Origin of the sequence: Calothrix sp. NIES-2098 (assembly GCF_963875125.1) — a bacterium.
GTDB lineage: Bacteria > Cyanobacteriota > Cyanobacteriia > Cyanobacteriales > Nostocaceae > Aulosira.
In genome coordinates this window covers 3,512,749-3,529,506 of the sequence record NZ_CAWNKJ010000001.1, presented here as the reverse complement: position 1 = coordinate 3,529,506, position 16,758 = coordinate 3,512,749, and the positions used below count along the sequence as shown (strand labels likewise).

Annotated in this window: 17 protein-coding genes; 11 read left to right on the top strand and 6 right to left on the bottom strand. The window is 39.0% G+C overall.

All coding sequences use genetic code 11. The features are described from left to right. Positions 1–9 precede the first annotated feature (9 nt). Positions 10–690 (bottom strand): helix-turn-helix transcriptional regulator, encoded by a 681-nt coding sequence (locus AACU33_RS14765; RefSeq protein ID WP_096589413.1) that lies wholly within the window; start codon positions 688–690, stop codon positions 10–12. A gap of 101 nt (positions 691–791) precedes the next feature. Here AACU33_RS14765 and AACU33_RS14760 point away from each other — a divergent pair, with 101 nt between their 5' ends. Then, positions 792–1,451: a DUF3386 domain-containing protein gene (locus tag AACU33_RS14760; protein WP_096589412.1), complete on the top strand. Its 660-nt coding sequence runs from the start codon at positions 792–794 to the stop codon at positions 1,449–1,451. 37 nt (positions 1,452–1,488) lie between these two features. Here AACU33_RS14760 and AACU33_RS14755 read toward each other — a convergent pair whose 3' ends face one another. Next, positions 1,489–1,677 (bottom strand): hypothetical protein, encoded by a 189-nt coding sequence (locus AACU33_RS14755; protein WP_339376012.1) that lies wholly within the window; start codon positions 1,675–1,677, stop codon positions 1,489–1,491. Positions 1,678–2,080: 403 nt separating this feature from the next. Between AACU33_RS14755 and AACU33_RS14750 the strand changes: the two genes are divergently transcribed. The 4 genes from AACU33_RS14750 (at position 2,081) to AACU33_RS14735 (ending at position 5,539) form a co-directional block, all read left to right on the top strand. Beyond that, positions 2,081–2,944 carry a hypothetical protein gene (locus tag AACU33_RS14750; protein WP_096589411.1) on the top strand — a complete coding sequence of 288 codons (864 nt, stop codon included), beginning with the start codon at positions 2,081–2,083 and terminating at the stop codon, positions 2,942–2,944. Between the two features lie 336 nt (positions 2,945–3,280). Beyond that, a complete protein-coding gene (locus AACU33_RS14745) occupies positions 3,281–4,138 on the top strand; it encodes a hypothetical protein (RefSeq protein WP_339376011.1) in 858 nt (285 codons plus the stop codon). Between the two features lie 14 nt (positions 4,139–4,152). Continuing rightward, positions 4,153–4,578: a hypothetical protein gene (locus AACU33_RS14740; protein WP_096589409.1), complete on the top strand. Its 426-nt coding sequence runs from the start codon at positions 4,153–4,155 to the stop codon at positions 4,576–4,578. A 130-nt stretch (positions 4,579–4,708) separates the two neighbouring features. Next, on the top strand, positions 4,709–5,539 hold the full coding sequence (locus tag AACU33_RS14735; RefSeq protein ID WP_096589408.1) for a basic amino acid ABC transporter substrate-binding protein: 831 nt from the start codon (positions 4,709–4,711) through the stop codon (positions 5,537–5,539). A gap of 16 nt (positions 5,540–5,555) precedes the next feature. Here the strand turns inward: AACU33_RS14735 and AACU33_RS14730 are convergent, their stop codons facing one another. Further along, positions 5,556–6,323 (bottom strand): armadillo-type fold-containing protein, encoded by a 768-nt coding sequence (locus AACU33_RS14730; protein ID WP_096589407.1) that lies wholly within the window; start codon positions 6,321–6,323, stop codon positions 5,556–5,558. A gap of 233 nt (positions 6,324–6,556) precedes the next feature. Continuing rightward, on the bottom strand, positions 6,557–7,150 hold the full coding sequence (locus AACU33_RS14725) for a hypothetical protein (RefSeq protein WP_096589406.1): 594 nt from the start codon (positions 7,148–7,150) through the stop codon (positions 6,557–6,559). 549 nt (positions 7,151–7,699) lie between these two features. Here AACU33_RS14725 and AACU33_RS14720 point away from each other — a divergent pair. The 5 genes from AACU33_RS14720 (at position 7,700) to AACU33_RS14700 (ending at position 13,370) form a co-directional block, all read left to right on the top strand. Then, positions 7,700–8,599, top strand: coding sequence for an alpha/beta fold hydrolase (locus tag AACU33_RS14720; RefSeq protein WP_096589405.1), 900 nt, complete (start codon positions 7,700–7,702; stop codon positions 8,597–8,599). Positions 8,600–9,143: 544 nt separating this feature from the next. Next, the gene (locus AACU33_RS14715; RefSeq protein ID WP_096589404.1) at positions 9,144–9,947 is read left to right on the top strand and encodes a CPBP family intramembrane glutamic endopeptidase; all 804 of its coding nucleotides are present in this window, start codon (positions 9,144–9,146) and stop codon (positions 9,945–9,947) included. A 107-nt stretch (positions 9,948–10,054) separates the two neighbouring features. Continuing rightward, positions 10,055–11,185, top strand: a complete 1,131-nt coding sequence (locus AACU33_RS14710) for a succinylglutamate desuccinylase/aspartoacylase domain-containing protein (RefSeq protein ID WP_096589403.1) — start codon at positions 10,055–10,057, stop codon at positions 11,183–11,185. Between the two features lie 408 nt (positions 11,186–11,593). Further along, positions 11,594–12,568, top strand: a complete 975-nt coding sequence (era, locus tag AACU33_RS14705) for a GTPase Era (protein ID WP_096589402.1) — start codon at positions 11,594–11,596, stop codon at positions 12,566–12,568. A 124-nt stretch (positions 12,569–12,692) separates the two neighbouring features. Next, entirely contained in the window at positions 12,693–13,370 is a 678-nt protein-coding gene (locus AACU33_RS14700; protein WP_096589401.1) for a response regulator, read from the top strand. Here the strand turns inward: AACU33_RS14700 and AACU33_RS14695 are convergent. Then, positions 13,367–13,579, bottom strand: coding sequence for a hypothetical protein (locus AACU33_RS14695; RefSeq protein ID WP_096589400.1), 213 nt, complete (start codon positions 13,577–13,579; stop codon positions 13,367–13,369). The two genes, AACU33_RS14700 and AACU33_RS14695, sit on opposite strands and share 4 nt — an antisense overlap. A gap of 703 nt (positions 13,580–14,282) precedes the next feature. Further along, positions 14,283–14,852, bottom strand: a complete 570-nt coding sequence (locus tag AACU33_RS14690; RefSeq protein ID WP_096595256.1) for a DUF3611 family protein — start codon at positions 14,850–14,852, stop codon at positions 14,283–14,285. 157 nt (positions 14,853–15,009) lie between these two features. Here AACU33_RS14690 and AACU33_RS14685 point away from each other — a divergent pair, with 157 nt between their 5' ends. Further along, positions 15,010–16,632: a RecQ family ATP-dependent DNA helicase gene (locus AACU33_RS14685; protein WP_096589399.1), complete on the top strand. Its 1,623-nt coding sequence runs from the start codon at positions 15,010–15,012 to the stop codon at positions 16,630–16,632. The last annotated feature ends 126 nt before the right edge of the window (positions 16,633–16,758 follow it).

Here is a 16,758-nt window from a genome sequence, read left to right as displayed (position 1 = left end):
TAATCTAATCTATTTGGGCTGAGAGGAAGAAATTGAATGCAGCTTTGTTACCATCTCTGTACGCGCAGACACCCCAAGCTTACGGAACATCCTTTTGAGGGCTTGTTTCACAGAATTTTGGGTAATCCAAAGTCTGGCGGCGATTTCCGTATTAGTTAAGCCTTGAGCAACTAATTCTGCAATTTCTAACTCGCGCGGTGTCAGTGGATTAGGTAAGGGGGATGTAGAAGTTTGTGGTTTCGCCCTCAAAGTAGCGAGTTTTGACGAGATGTGAATGCACAAAGCACTCAAATCGGCTAAATCGTTACCGTCAAAGGGTGGGCTACCCTCAGCACGAGCCAAGTTCAGCGTTCCCACAAGCCGACCATCGCAGACAATTGGGCCAGTCATCACGTGTTCGTGGTCGTGGCGCGGACAAATATCCTTCCAATCTTCTGGCGATAAGATTAATTGCTCATGAGCAGGAGCATGACGCTCAACTACATAGCGTCCTATGGGATTGCCTTGTAAGCATACAGCTGGAATACCGGGAACATCAATCTCAGTCTTTGACTGGTCATCTATGAGGTAGATACCCCAATGTTGCACGCCAAAATGCTCGCCAATTTTATCCATGAGTGCGAGTTTAAGCTCTTGCTCATTGCGGACATTGGCGATCGCATCAAATGCAGCATGAAGAGAATTAGCCATAAGTGTACCCAGTTGGGGACTATGCGGGGCTTCACAATTACTTCTATGCTAATACCAGCAAGAATAAAACGCTAATATCACTAGACGCTATAGGTGAACGCATGACAGTTACACAAATTTCTGCTCAGGAACTTTTCCGGGCTGCTTATGAAAACCGTTACACTTGGGACAAGCATTTTCCTGGGTACACTGCTGATGTAACTTTGAAGCATGACGATAAAGTTATTACAGGTAAAGTAATCGTTAACGCCAATCTTAAGGCTGAAGTATTAGATGTAGAGGACGAGCAAGCCAAGCAGGCGATTCACAATCAAGCTTGGGAAATCGCCATCCACCGCGTCCGCCGTTCTTTTGAAGATACCCACGGTGCAAATACTTTTAGCTACGGTGGTACAGAGGAAAATGCTGCTGTTGAGATTTTAGTTGGTGGTAAATCTGAAGGCGATAAATATAAAGTTCGCAATAATGAAGTCAGCCACGTTCACCGCTTGATTCACGGTACTTTTGTGACAATTGACACCTTTAGCAGCCACCAAACTGGCGAAGGTTATCTGTCTCATACCTACGACTCTGTATATCATGACCCGAAAACAGGCGAACAAAAGGGTGGTAGAAGCGAATTCACCGATGAATACGAAAAAGTTGGTAAGTACTTCATTCTCAATCGCCGGGAGATTCGCACCCAGCTAGATGGAAAAGTCACAACTCAGGAATTTATCTTCTCTAACATCAAATTGTTAGAGCCTGTTGCGGCTGAATAAGTTTCACTCCTTAATCTCAGTCTTGGCGATCGCATTTCTAAGCCGATGCGATCGCTTTTTTGTTTGGCGTTCCGACTTCTGAACTCGGCGTTCCGAGAAAAAAGCTTGACATTTCCACTTCTGAACTCGGCGTTCCGAGAAAAAAGCTCGACATTTCCACTTCTGAACTCGGTGTTTCGAGAAAAAAGCTCGACGTTTTGAGTTCCGAACTTATACCAATACACAAAAACCTGATAGAGTAACCTTACCAACGTCTTTGGACGCGATGAAAGCCAAACGGTATTAGAGAATGAAGCTCATCTGCATAAGGAATATCGCAGAGCGATCGCTAGTTTTCTGAAAAATAATTTTACTCAATGAATATTAGCACTGCGGTTAATTATGGGTAGCCTAATTTTAACAACTAGTGGATGCTTGCCTATTCATTGCCCGATCGTGACAAGAATTAATCAGAACATTCCCAATTGCTCAGTTGTATCTCAGTCTGTTTTTGATAAATATATCTCCTTGCAGGTACAAAAATAGCTTGGGTAGTTCGGAACCCTTGGAAGCGAACAGCTAAAAAGCCGTATGCGTGAAGCCGCAAGTTATTAGGTTGATGAAATAGAAATTCCTTATCGCGCAATTCAATGGATATTCAATTAGTAAGGAACGAGCGTCAGGTTTTAGAAGTTAAAGCCAAACCAGAAACTTTTTTAGTGATTTTTATTTCGATTTGGTTTTTAGGTTTTGCTGGGATACCTTTGATATCTTTACCTTGGTTGGGTTTTAATTTGGTTTACAATCTGGGAACAAAAACCTTAAGCTGCCAAAGAAATCACAATAAGATTGTTTGCCAACAGAAAGAAGATAAATTATTAGGATTAGCTGCACCAAATGTTGCAGAACTACCACAGTTCAAACAAGCTAAGTTTAATAATTATAAAGCTCCTAAAGGTCAAACTATTAATTGGTTAACCTTGGTAACTAATAATAATCGGGAAATAACAATATTTTCTACTAAATGGGAGCCAAGGGGATTTAATAGTGATGAGCAGACTATTCAATCTTGGGTAAATCAAATTAATGTTTTTTTGGCTTCTAACCAGCAAAGCTTAACTTTGGAATATCCAGTTAGCGAACAGTGGAGTAGTTTATTGGTTCTCGTTTTTTTAACGGTATTTCCTGTAATTGGATTGACAGTTATTTTCTTGATGCTGCAAATTCATAATTTCACTTTCGAGCGTATTACTCAAAAAATAACTTATCGTAATTCAACTTTGTTAGGGCCAAAAGTTAAAACTTATGATTGGCAGATAATTCAAGCATTAGAACTAAGAAAGAAAAGAGGTAACAAAGGAAGTGTTTATTACGAGTTAAAATACCTGACAAATGATTCGACTAAGTTACCTAGTTTAGTTGCCACAAAATTAAATCCTTTACAGGAGATAACTCAACAAATGGGAGAATTCTTAGGAGTAATGGTTAACGATTATAGCGATCGCTTTTCTTAGAGAAAATGTTTGATAATTCTTTCCCCTTCTAAGCTTTCCATAAAGCGTCAGGTTGCAAAGTCTACTGCTAGTCAACTAATCCCGTTATTTTCCCAGCAAGAAGGAAGTTGTGTTGCGATTGGAGATCTGGAAAAGTAATGCAAGTTGCCAAATTAATTAAGAATTAAGTGCTTTTTGTAACTAGGCTTGAGCTAGTGAGATAATTGTGTGTAAGAACTTATTTTAAATATTAATATGAAAGTTACGCGGATTAATGAATTCTCTTTGTGGAGAATTTATATAGTAGCTTTTACTCTCATTACCACTCTCAGCAGCTGTACGCCTGAAAAAAGAACAATGCTCAGAGTTACCGCAGAGAATTTTCGCAATCAAGCGGTTGACGCTATAACTTCAGTCAAGAAAATTTATCAACTTAATGAGCTACCTATAGATGCTCAAGTCTCTCGTGAGTTTATTGTTGAGCAATTACTAACAGATAGAAGAATTAATTTTGGCGATCCTAGAGAAATAGAGAAAATTATCTCAGGAGAAAATCAATCAAATAATCAGCCATCAGATTTTGATAGAGAACTTGATGCTTTACAAGCAGAATACGAGACTGCTGTAGATATTTTTAACAACTTAGAAACAATTGACTATGGAAGTGCCAGAATAGTAGCTCAAACTGCTAAACCTGCAAGATGCTTAACAGTAAAGATGCTACTTTTAGCTAAACAAATTCAAGAAAAGCCACCAAAACCCAACAATCCTCAAAGAGTGCTAATTGGCTTGAAGCTACAACAGCTACGAAGAAAGTATAATAATTCAAATACATCTTCACCAGTCAATCGAGAAGAGATTAAGCGTCAAGTTACCGAACAAATCGATGAATGGCTAAAAGTTAACGCGGCTGAACAGCAATTACTCAATGAGTCTACCTCTCGGCTTTTGATAGCAGCTGATACTGGTAGAAAGCTCTCAAAACTAATTGATGACTATCCCACTCTGAGCTTTGAAGCTATTGCGACTAGAGTGACTAATATTGTGGGAGTAGCTGCCACTTTCACTGGTAGAGACTATAGTTCGATTGTCTCTAAAATGAATAGTATAGAGCAATCAATCTACGAAGATAAAACTTTAAAAGAATTCTTGCGACAACTATCTTTAAGAAAAATAAATTCACAACCTTTAGAGCCGCAATTATGTCAGGGTTAATAAGAGTATAACTTATGAGTGACGCAGACAATCCCAATGATATAGAAATCACAGATAACGATGAGATTTTAGATAAATTGCAAGCAATAATTTCTCGGCTAAAAGCAGTTCCTAACAATCAAATAGATGTACTTCATTTAAATAATACAGAAGATGAATTACAAAATATTCTGCCTCAACTTCAGTTTGCGCTATTCAATGCTCAAGATGCAAAAAACTGGGAGCAAGTAGATAAGCTAAGACAGGCTGTTCGTGAATGCAAAGATACTTTAAATAGTGTCAGAGCAGCGATTATTAGAGCAACTATTATTGGAATCAAGCCTGCAAATTTAGCTGAAATGCAAAAAATATTGCAGGAAATTAAGTCTACAGCTAAAATTAAATCTCAGATAGATTATGTTATTTATGTTCTACGGTTTATGCGTAAATTGTTTTTATAAATGTTAGCGATCTACATTGTTGCGAACCATAACCGAATGTGAGAAAATTCCGAAATCATTGAGTACAGCTTTGTATAGGTTTCTAGATAATTGACCTAAATAAACTTTGTACTCTCTGTATTCGATCGCTATGAAATCGATTAAGCGAAAATGGCGTCAACTAATTTTGGGCTTAGGTTGTCTGCTATTAATAATTGCTTGTCATGATTTGAACCATACGAGTAGCATCAGCCCAAACTCAGGATTAAACACGCTGAAAGTGGCTACAGATCCAACTTTTGTACCTTTTGAGATGAAAAATGTTAACGGTCATCTGGAAGGATTTGATATCGATCTGATGAATGCGATCGCACAAGTAACTGGTTTAACAGTTCAGTGGGAAAGTCTACCTTTTGACGGGATGATTTCCACTTTACAAGCTAAAAGAGTCGATGCGGCGATTAGTGGAATCACAATTACCGACGAACGCCAGAAAACAATTTCCTTTACCCGACCTTATTTTAAAGCTGGACTGGCGATCGCAGTTCGGGAAAGCAATCAGGATATTCAAGACTTCCATAGCCTTCAAGGTAAAAAGATCGGCGTGCAAATAGGTTCAACAGGCGCAGATTTTGCTAAAACTATCCCCAATGCCAGAATTAGCACATATAATTCCGGCCCTGATTTCTTTCAAGACCTAGTAAATGGTAATGTCGATGCAGTAGTAAGCGATGCATTCGCTACTCTGTATGCAATCAAAAATGGCAATCTTAAAGCTATTAAAGTTGTTACCAATCTGCTAACAGAAGAATTTTACGGGATTGCTACACCTCAAGATTCTCCTTATTTGGAGACAATTAACAAAGGTATAGCTACTTTGTTATCTACTGGCACTTATCAGCAAATTTATCAAAGATGGTTTAATACTCATCCCCCTGCACTTCCGGAAAATTTTGAGTTTAAGAATGTTTTAGATCGCTAAGAACCGCTATTAATCCTTAAGAAGGAATTTTACTTTTGAGTTTTGCGGATACGGGAATAAAAATACTCGCTTTGTTAGATGGTTCCGTTTGTGAACTATCTAAGGTTTGCAAACTTTCAAAGGCGGCTTCCCGAATTACGGCTTCCTCTTCTTGGCTAAGTAAGAGTTGCAAGCATTCCACCACATTTTGCCGCACTGAAGCATCAACCCGTTTACGATCGATCAATTTAGTTAGTTGTCGCACAGCCAGCAAACGCTTTAAGGGGTCTGATTCAGTTAAGTTGTTTAATAAGCGATCGCAGTAGTCTTCTTCTTTGACACCATAAAAATTAACGATTTGGCAGACCAACAAAATTAAAGTTAATACCATTCCTGCACCTTGGACAATTACGCCAGAAGCAATCCAAGGACTGTGGGAGTCAAACCAAATTGCAGCTGCGATATAAGTGGTAAAAGTAGCAATCCCACCAGTAGTGACTGCCAATACTAGCTGACGGTTGGAACCATTGAAAAACCTCTGCATCTTTGACCAGCGTTGTTGCCAGTCCCACTGCTGCATTGAGTAGACTGATAACATGACTCCAATGCCGATTAACAGTGCCAACAGGAGTTTCCAATTCCACAGCAGCATCGCAACAATAATTGTCAGGAAACTCAGAACGCCGCCTGGCCCGGAGAAGCGCCGGAAATTTCGCTGCTTTGAGGCTCCTGTCTTAAAATCTGGAAGCGACCAGTTGGAAAGCTGGTTAACTAATTGCTGCCACGAAGACAAAGCCTGTGCCACGGTTTTTACCTACTAGATTACAAGATGGTTTAGTTTATAGGTTTTACTATATATAAGGAAAGGATGCAGTCACCCATTTTTTTCAGGCCTGAGACGGCTGTGGGTGTATATCTGCCAGCAGCATGAGTTGCCAAAGGCTCAGATAAAGACTGAAATTTGCGATTTCATCTTTTACCAATACCTCAAGCTGCCATCGAAAATCAATAATACCTTATTCGGAATACTTGCACAGACTAAAAACAAAAACGAAAATTATCAACTGTGAATTGACCATCAAAAGCGCTGAAGGTCACATAATGAATATCATTCGCAGCTATAGATAATAGGGTATTAGGGGGTATAGGAGAGTCAGAATTAGCAAGGTTTGAGCCTGGTAGTGCTGTTTGGGCTACTAGTTTGCGATCTCGATCGTAAGCTGTCAGTACTAACCGCTGTGAACTTGTAACTAAGGCGCTAACCCAGTTAATTGGGCGCAAAAAACTCACTTCTAACAATCCACTCTTAGGCGATCCCATCAATACTGTCAATCCTGTGTGGGCAGGAAACGCCGGATTTGATGGTTGAATTGCTAGAGAATTTTGAAAAATCACACCCCAAGCTTCATACTGTCGCTCTACAACTTCAAAACATTTCAAATCATCAAATTTTAAACAAACACAACCAGGTGTATTTTCTTGGCTGGTATCAGATGCATCTTCACTATGATTTATCTGACCCTGCCACTCTGAAGCGATCGCTTGGTTATTAATACTACAGTTATCCAGCCCAAATCCATCGCCTTCAAACCTTGGTATTTTATCTGATTTAAGAATAACCTCCTTGACCATGACACCCCGCCTTAAAATTTACTATAGAAGAATAATCAATTTAATAATTCCATCAAAAATTATTTTTTCTGTTTGCAGCTAGAGAATTGATGGCTTTTTTCTCTAGCGTCTTGTCTATAACTTAAGTCTCAAAATTATCCGTAATCTTTCTGATAGATTACCATACAAAACCATGCCAAAATTAATATCCCAGTTATCCTTGTTACCAACTCAAATCCCCACAGTGTAATAAATACAAGCAATGCCACTGAGTGTGTGTAGCAAAAAAATCACGAGATCTTCACAGATAATCCAGTAATTTCACATCTACTTAATCTGACGTTGGTCAGAAGTTTAAGAATGCGAGATTACCTGATAATAGTGGGGAGTTTGAACCCTACAAGTAATACCAAGCTGCGCGTAGGGGATCGGGAAGATAACAGCAGATGAATTTAAATTTCTCCTGTCAATTTCTCGATGCTATTTCTGAACGCAATTTAGTATAAGTACTCAAGGGTGACTTAAAAATCGCCTGCGCCAAGCAACCACAACAGTGAATACAAAATACCTATGTTTCAGCCACTAGGATTTGAGCAACGCTCGATAATTACCTCGCTGGGGAGAATAGTGTACTATACGAACACTGGTTCACTTTGGCAAAAAGATGTCACTACAAAAGGCGAACGGAAAACTTTGGTGTTTCTACACGGCTTTGGTGGTGGTTCTTCTGCTTATGAATGGTCTAAAGTTTATCCCGCTTTCGCCAGCGACTATCGCATTCTTGCTCCAGACTTATTAGGTTGGGGTAGATCTGAGCATTTAGGAAGAAATTATACGATTGAAGATTATTTGACCGCGATTCAGGAGTTTTTGCAGCAGACTTGTATAGAACCTGTAACAGCGATCGCTTCTTCCCTCACCGCAGCTATTGTAATTCGAGTGGCGATCGCTCATCCCAATCTATTCAAATCTCTGATTCTTACCACTCCCGCCGGACTTTCGGATTTTGGTGAAGATTACTCTCGCAGCTTTTTTGCTCAGTTAGCCAGCATTCCGATTGTAGATCGTTTGTTGTACAGCACGGGAGTAGCTACTAGTAACGGAATTCGCACCTTCTTAGAGCAACGACAATTTGCCCAACCTAGCCGAGTTTACCAAGAAATTGTCGATGCTTATTTAGAATCTGCACAACAACCGAATGCTGAGTACACCGCGCTGTCTTTTGTCCGCGGCGATTTGTGCTTTGATTTATCTTTGTATATTCAGCAATTGACTACTCCCACCGCGATTATTTGGGGAGAAAAATCGCAATTTACCGGGCCAGAAATTGGTCGTCGTCTCGCCGATCTCAATCCCCAAGCAATTCGAGTTTTCCAACATTTAGAAGATGTGGGATTAACACCACAGTTAGAATTACCAGCAGTAACGATTGGTTTAATTCGACAGTTTTTACCTTTGCTAGATTCTTAGACTGCTTATAGTCATCTATATTTGACGGATTTATAGCAGTTTTTACTGAGGTTAAATATTCACATAGGGGCATATATTCTGCCCCTATATTTGAATTTCATTTATTAAGATAGGCGTACTATTTATAGTATGACTAATCAACAATGTAGAGCTTGCGACTTAGAAAGTCAATCAAGCTAGTTGATTAAATGTATTTTAATTAAATACATTCATTTATAGTATAAAAACTGATTTTAATATTAACTTTACGTGTTTACTTAATCCAATTAAGTAATTGCTTACCGTAATTATATCATTTACAGAATTAGTAATATTAAATAAACTAATGATGGCTGAAAGCTAACTTTAAGCCCTAAAAAATATCTATAAAATCAATTGTAAATTTTCCAAGGTGTGTGAGCTTTAGTAACCCACCATTATATTCTGGTAGATAATGCTGACCAATGCAGAGAAATACTATCTCCTCAAAATGTTTTAGTATTACACATCCTAATATTTATAGATACTTTCTAATTTAAATATTATTTTCATTGTGAATGTCTATATGTCTTTTATATTGTTTGCCTATATTATTTTTGTTTGCATTCATTTTTTCCAAACCAAGCCGAGAACTAAATATCATCAAAGTGAAAATTCATTAAAAATATTCCATTTCAAAGAAGTTCTATTAAATACTATTGTATTTATTTTTAATTTTTATTTATTTTCTTGGATAACCTTTGCAATTATCTATCTCATATGTTCTGTCTTTCTTAAAGTCCCAAATCAATATTATTACAACGATCTTTTTAGCCATATTGCAGGTATTGGTGGAGCTAGTGCTAGTACAATAATTATGTTACTAGCAGTCAAAAATCGTTCGAGATTTGCCTTTAAAGACTATCTAGGATTGAAAAAAATTAATTTTAAGCAGTTAGGTGTCTGGGTATTATTATTACTTGGATATATAATTGCTGAAACGATCGTAAACTATTTAATCCACCCTCCCGAACAAACAGACTTGTTAAAAGGCTATCAAGAACATCTTTTTATTCCTATTCTGTATATATATAGTTTAATATTTGCGCCTATATTTGAAGAAACTCTGTATAGGGGATTTCTGTTTCAAGGAATAATTAATTCTCGCTTAGGTAAAGTAGGTGCTTTAGTCATTAGTTCATTATTTTTTGCATTCGCTCATTTTCATTACAATCTTTATAATCAATTTTTAGTATTTTGTACTGGTATTTTTTTGGGAATAGCTCGCATTAAAACTGATTCGATTTTATTAACTATGGTTTTACACAGTTTATTTAATTTATATGCGGTTACTTATATTTTGCTCTATATTCATAATAGTTACTTCTAAGCATTAGCCATATTGGGTAGGATAAGTTAACAGAATCTAACCCACTATCTTGGATCTTAACAGACGCAATTAGGCAAACATGATTATGAAATTATCGCATAATTCCTATGCTGCCAGTTATTGAAACGATTTTCTTACGTCAAATGGCTTCAGGCGATCGCCTTTTTCTACAAGTTTACAAATTTATCGGCGCTCATCCTGGCAAAAAAGTTTACATTCAATCTAACCTACACGGTGCAGAAATTGCAGGTAATGCAGTCATTCATCAACTTATTGAGTTTTTGCTAACAATAAATGATACAGATTTAGCTGGAGAAATTTGGTTAGTTCCTGTTTGTAATCCAATGGGAGCGAATGAGCGTTCTCACCATTTCTCTGCTGGTAGATACTGTGTTTACGAAGCTAAAGACTGGAATCGGATTTTTTGGGACTACGAAAAAGAAGCTGATGATTTAGTAGCTTTTACTAAATCTCAACTTCATAGTGATAGAGAGGTCGTCCGACTAAATTATCTAACTACGATTAAAGAAAAATTTGCAAAAATTTTAGAAAAAATTAATTCCTATGCTGGTCTACCTTATACTGAGCAATTTAGCTACCAACTACAATCTCTCAGTTTAGATGCAGATTATTTGATTGACTTACACAGTTCAACAAATCAAGCAATCAACTATCTTTATTACTTCCGAAATCGCGAAGATAGTGCGAAATATTTCCTCTTCGACTACGGAATTTTACTAGATCCATACGATGGTGATGCTTTTGATGAGTCGTTTATCAAGCCTTGGTTAGCATTAGAAGCTTGTTTTCAACAACTAGGTAGAAACATTCGATTTGATATCGAAGCTTGGACGCTCGAACTTGGTTCAGGAATGGAGATGAACCCTGATTCAGTTAGCAAAGGTATTTTAGGTATAAAAAATTATTTAGCACAAAAAGGTGTGTTGCAAATCCCTGAATTTCCTCAAGCACAAACCAGAGAGCATAAAATGACTTTTTCCGCTACAAGTAAAGTCATCAAATATTATGCGATCGCAGGTGGTATGATTCAATCGCGAGTGGAATTGGGAAGTAAAGTCAAGGTTAAAGACAGACTGTATCAAATTCTCAGTTTCAACAAAGAAAATCAATTACCTCAGGTGATTGATATCTTTGCCGAACACGATGGATTAGTTTATGAGATTTCGACTAATCAAGCTGTAAATCAAGGCGAATTTGTACTCAGAATTATTCAATAGTTACTGCTGTTCAAGCCCTGCTATCAAGCAACAAGTGTTAATATCTTAATCAAACGATCGAGAGCATTAGTATTACTTTTCTTAACATAAACTGCCTATCGATCGTATTTTTGTTTCTTATAATGGCAATGCATGAAGATTAGTTTGACAAATTATAATGACTTCTCACTTATAGGTATGAGTAGCACAATGGAATACAATTGCAGCACAGTGTTCTCAATAGATCAATACCCTATAAGATAGAAAAATTCCTTGAGTTTGTAAGCTCCTATCTCTTTTTTTGATATTGGAACGAACTATATTTAGTAGTAGATTAAACTTAAGCAGAGGCAATCCCTAAAAATGCCAGGGTGATCTTATGTTTATTACTTGTCTAAGAAAAAAAACCACTTATCCCAACTATAAAATATGACGGTGGAGCTAAAGGTGACTAGTATTGATAATCACATCTTCTCTTTTTCAGGAGAAGTATCGATTCCCCAAGCTCCTCCTGAATTTAAATCGGGTTTCATCGGCATTATCGGTCGCCCTAATGTCGGTAAATCTACTTTAATGAATCAATTAGTAGGACAAAAAGTTGCTATTACTTCCCCGGTAGCACAGACGACACGTAATCGTTTAAGAGGGATTTTAACTACACCAGAAGCACAGCTAATTTTTGTAGACACACCAGGAATTCATAAACCCCATCATCAATTGGGAGAGGTACTGGTGCAAAATGCCAAAATTGCGATTGAATCAGTGGATGTAGTGCTATTTGTGGTAGATGGAACGGTGGCTTGTGGTGCAGGCGATCGCTTTATTGCTGAATTGCTGAGTCGCAGTCAAACACCTGTGATTTTGGGTCTGAACAAAATCGATCAACAACCTACAGATTCCCAGCTGATAGATGATAGCTACACAAACTTAGCCGAATCATACCAATGGCAAACGGTCAAATTTTCCGCCAAAACTGGTGGGGGATTGCCAGAACTGCAAAATTTATTAATTGAACATTTAGAGAACGGCCCATTTTACTATCCTCCTGACTTGGTGACAGACCAGCCAGAACGCTTTATTATGGGCGAATTAATCCGCGAACAGATTTTGCTGTTGACGCGCGAAGAAGTTCCCCATTCAGTAGCGATCGCTATTGATATGGTGGAAGAAACCCCAAGTATTACCCGCGTACTTGCCACAATCAACGTTGAGCGAGATTCCCAAAAAGGAATTCTCATTGGCAAAGGTGGCTCAATGCTCAAAGCCATTGGTAGCGCGGCTCGCGAACAAATTCAAAAATTGATTTCAGGCAAAGTATACCTAGAATTATTCGTCAAAGTCCAGCCAAAATGGCGTCAGTCTCGCGTTAGTTTAGCAGAGTTAGGATATCGCGTGGAAGAATAGAAAAGTTAGTAAAGAGTCAAGGGTCAAGGGTCAACAGTCAATGGTCATTGGTAATGAGATTTTGGACTATGGACTTTTGACTCTTGACCTTGAGCGATAAATATTAACCACTACCCAATTGAGAATGTCTTTAGATAATAGCTCCTTCTTAAATCTGCCAGCAGATGCACCACCGTTGCGGGTGTTAATTGTTGAAGACGATCCGATGATGCAACTGGGACTAGAACAATCATTGATGGTTCATCCCCAGTTGGAAATTGTCGGACAAGCAGAAGATGGCTATTTAGGCGTGCAAGCAGCACTCCAACTCAAACCCGATTTGGTAGTGATGGATATCGGCTTACCGCGACTTGATGGAATTGCGGCGACACAGCAAATTAAAGCCGCATTACCAGAGACTCATGTGGTGATGCTAACATCCCACCAAACAGAGACAGAAATTATTGCCGCTTTGTCTAGCGGTGCAGACGCTTATTGTATCAAAGGCGCTAGTGTAGAGCGACTGTTAAGTGCGATCGCAGCTGCTGTTGATGGCGCAACTTATCTCGATCCCCAAATTGCGCGACGAGTAATTGATAATCTTCGCACCCCCACACCCAAGGGAAACACCGCTAATCTTTCGCAGCGCGAGTTAGAAGTATTGAAACTGATGGTAGACGGTTTGAGCAACCCAGAGATTGCCGAAAAACTCTATCTCAGTCCCAATACTGTGAAAACTCACGTCCGGGGGATTATGAATAAACTAGCAGTAGACGATCGCGTCCAAGCAGCAGTCGTAGCACTGCGTTCGGGATTGGTTTAAAAAACATTAGGGCGTAAGAGATAAAATTGATCTCGAATGCGCCGCAAATCTTCTTCTACTTGTAAAGCCGTTCGGCGTTTCGCCTGAGTCTCCGATTCTAATTGAATTTCAGATTGTTTTTGGTTGATTGCAACATCAGATTTTTTGTTAGATTTGGGCTGAATCTCAAACCAGGTTTTCAGGCGATCGTATAAATTTAAGGAAAACATAAGTCATTCTCCCTGGAATTCAGCTGTTTTCCCAGGTTACAAGTAGTAGTAGGGAGGAGACTTCATCCAGCCGTCTCACCTGATTGGGTGAATTGAGAGACTTTCAATTGAAGAAGGTAGAAACACTGAAAAAATAATCCAATTGTAAGGGCACGGCACCGATAAAATCTTGGTATTACCGAAATTTTGTGGATGCCGTGTCCCTACTTGTCGCATAATTTATTTCTTAGAGTTTCGTTAACCAAGTTCAAAGACTCATTAACGGAGCTAAAAGCCTAGTTAACCGAGTTCAAAGCCTCGTTGACGGAGCTAAAAGCTTCATTAACAGAGTTCAAAGACTCATTAACGGAGCTAAAAGCCTAGTTAACCGAGTTCAAAGCCTCATTAACGGAGCTAAAAGCCTCATTAACCAGTATCAAAGCCTCGTTAACGGAGCTAAAAGCCTCATTAACTGAGTTCAAAGCCTCGTTAACGGAGCTAAAAGCCTCATTAACCGAGTTCAAAGCCTCATTAACGGAGCTAAAAGCCTCATTAACCGAGTTCAAAGACTCATTAACGAAGCTAAAAGCTTCATTAACCGAGTTCAAAGCCTCATTAACGAAGCTAAAAGCTTCATTAACCGAGTTCAAAGCCTCGTCAAGCAAAAACCACTTTATTCTTGACTGTGCGTTAGGCTTAATTACGAATTAAGAATTACGAATTATTAATGTTGATTGACTCGCTCAAATAGCCACAGTGAAGAGACAGTACCAACAAAATGCGCTGCAATTCCATTGATGTTTGCTACCGCCACAAACACATCAAGCGCTCGAATAATTTTATAAGGATCGGTGATTGCAACGCCTGGAGGCTGGGAGATAGATTTTGCTACTAATACTCCTACCGTTGAACCAGCACCTAGGAGGAATAAAAGTATACCTATCAAAGCTGCGATAATTCCTAGCCGAACTGCCTTAACTGTATCTGCTTTACTAGGATGAAGCGCCGGATTCGGATTTCCTAAACGCTTACCGATGCGAGTGTAACGAAAATCCCAATAGACGCTAAATAATAATACGACAATTCCAGATGCAGCCCAAAACATCCCCACTCCAAGACCTGCATTTGGTTGATCGGCAAAACCTCGACCAGTCGCAGCAAACAACAAAGCCAAGCCAGAAACCACAGCCAGTCCCAACTGTACCCAGAAGCTAATCCAGCCTGTGAGGCGAATAGTATTAGCAATTCCTTGAAGTGCTGGTGCTAGCGAACGCGTTTCTAATTCAGTCTGCATATTACTTTCCATCTGATTAGCTCCTCCCTAATCGTTAAGAATATGTCTACTAGCTTGCCCCATACCCCCACCCCCAGACAGAATCAATACCATATCCTGGGAAATACAATCGCAACTATATACTAATTGGAAGCCGCAACAGTGGCATTAATTCCTTATGCCTAAACAGCGTCAAGTCATTAACCAAATTGCGCAACAAACCTTTGGTTACGATTGCTTACGTCCCGGACAGCAAGAAGTTATCAAAGCAATTCTTGAAGGATACGATACCTTAGCTGTCATGCCTACAGGTTCCGGTAAATCAGCAATTTATCAAATTGCGGCTTTATTAATTCCTGGTATCACAATAGTTATTTCTCCTTTACTTGCCCTGCAACACGATCAAGTACAAGCAATTAAAGAACAGAATATAGCCAAAGCTGCCGCCCTCAACTCTACTATTAGCAATTCTCAACGCCAAGAAATTTTTGCTGGCTTAGAAAACCAACAATTAGAATTTCTCTTTCTGTCTCCAGAGCAATTTAATAATGAAGAAGTACTGGCACATTTTGTAAATACAAAACCATCTCTATTTGTAGTTGATGAAGCTCATTGTATTAGTGAGTGGGGACATGATTTCCGCCCTGACTACCTACGGTTGGGGGCAGTGATTGCAGCACTCAGTCATCCTCCTGTATTAGCACTTACCGCCACAGCTTCTCCAGTAGTTCGTGATGAGATTATTGAACGATTGGGAATGCAGGAACCGCAAGTATTTGTGCGTGGTTTTGACAGACCAAATATTTGGTTGGGTGTCGAAACATTTCACGAAGAAAGTGAAAAGCTAAATGCATTTATCAAACATATTATTGCTGTAGAAAAGCCGGGAATAGTTTACGCAGCCACCCGCAAGCATACAGAAAAGCTAGCAGCAATTTTACAGGAAAGATGTATCAAAACTGCCCATTATCATGCTGGAATGAAAGCAGCACAAAGAGAACAGGTACAAGCTGCATTTATGGCAGATGAATTGGAAGTAATTGTGGCTACCTGTGCTTTTGGTATGGGTGTAGATAAATCAAACGTGCGCTTTGTTTTTCATTACGATATCAGCGATTCTCTCGATTCTTATTATCAAGAAATTGGACGTTCTGGAAGAGATGGCGAAGAAGCACAAGCAATTCTTTTCTACAATACTGATGATTTACAAATTCGGCGTTTCTTTGCAAGTGGCGGCAAGATAGATGTGGATGAAGTGTTGCAAGTAGCCGAAGCCGTGCAACAGGCTGAGGAACCACTCGATTTAGAAGATTTACAGCAAGCTACAGATTTATCTCAAAGCAAAATTACCAAAGCTGTGAGTCGCTTAGAAGAAGTGGAGGCTGTAGAAATTTTACCCACTGGTGAGGTAACTAAAAGCGAAACCGAAGTTGACCAAAACGCCTCAATTCAAGCAGCCACTTTAGCACAACAACGACGACAACAATTTATGCGATCGCGTTTAGAAATGATGCGAAACTATGCAGAATTACATGATTGTCGTCGTCAGTACCTACTTAACTACTTTGGCGAACCAGTAGATAATAAATGTGGATTTTGCGACAACTGCAAAGCAGGAATTACTGTCGAGGAAGATAGTTTTCAACCTTTCCCCGTGAATAGCTATGTAATTCATACCAACTATGGTAAGGGGCAAGTAATGCGTTACGAAGCCGATAAAATGGTGGTTTTATTTGAAAAAGTAGGATACAAAACCCTTGCCGTAGAAATAGTACAGCGACTATTAAAGCAAGTGGATTAGCAGCACAGAAATCTTCCTAAGCGATCGCGAGTAATCGAACTCAAGGATGATGAGAGAATAGGGCAAAATTGTCAAGATTAATGTTGAATATTGGATATTTCAGCAGTGGCTAGCGATCGCAAAGGA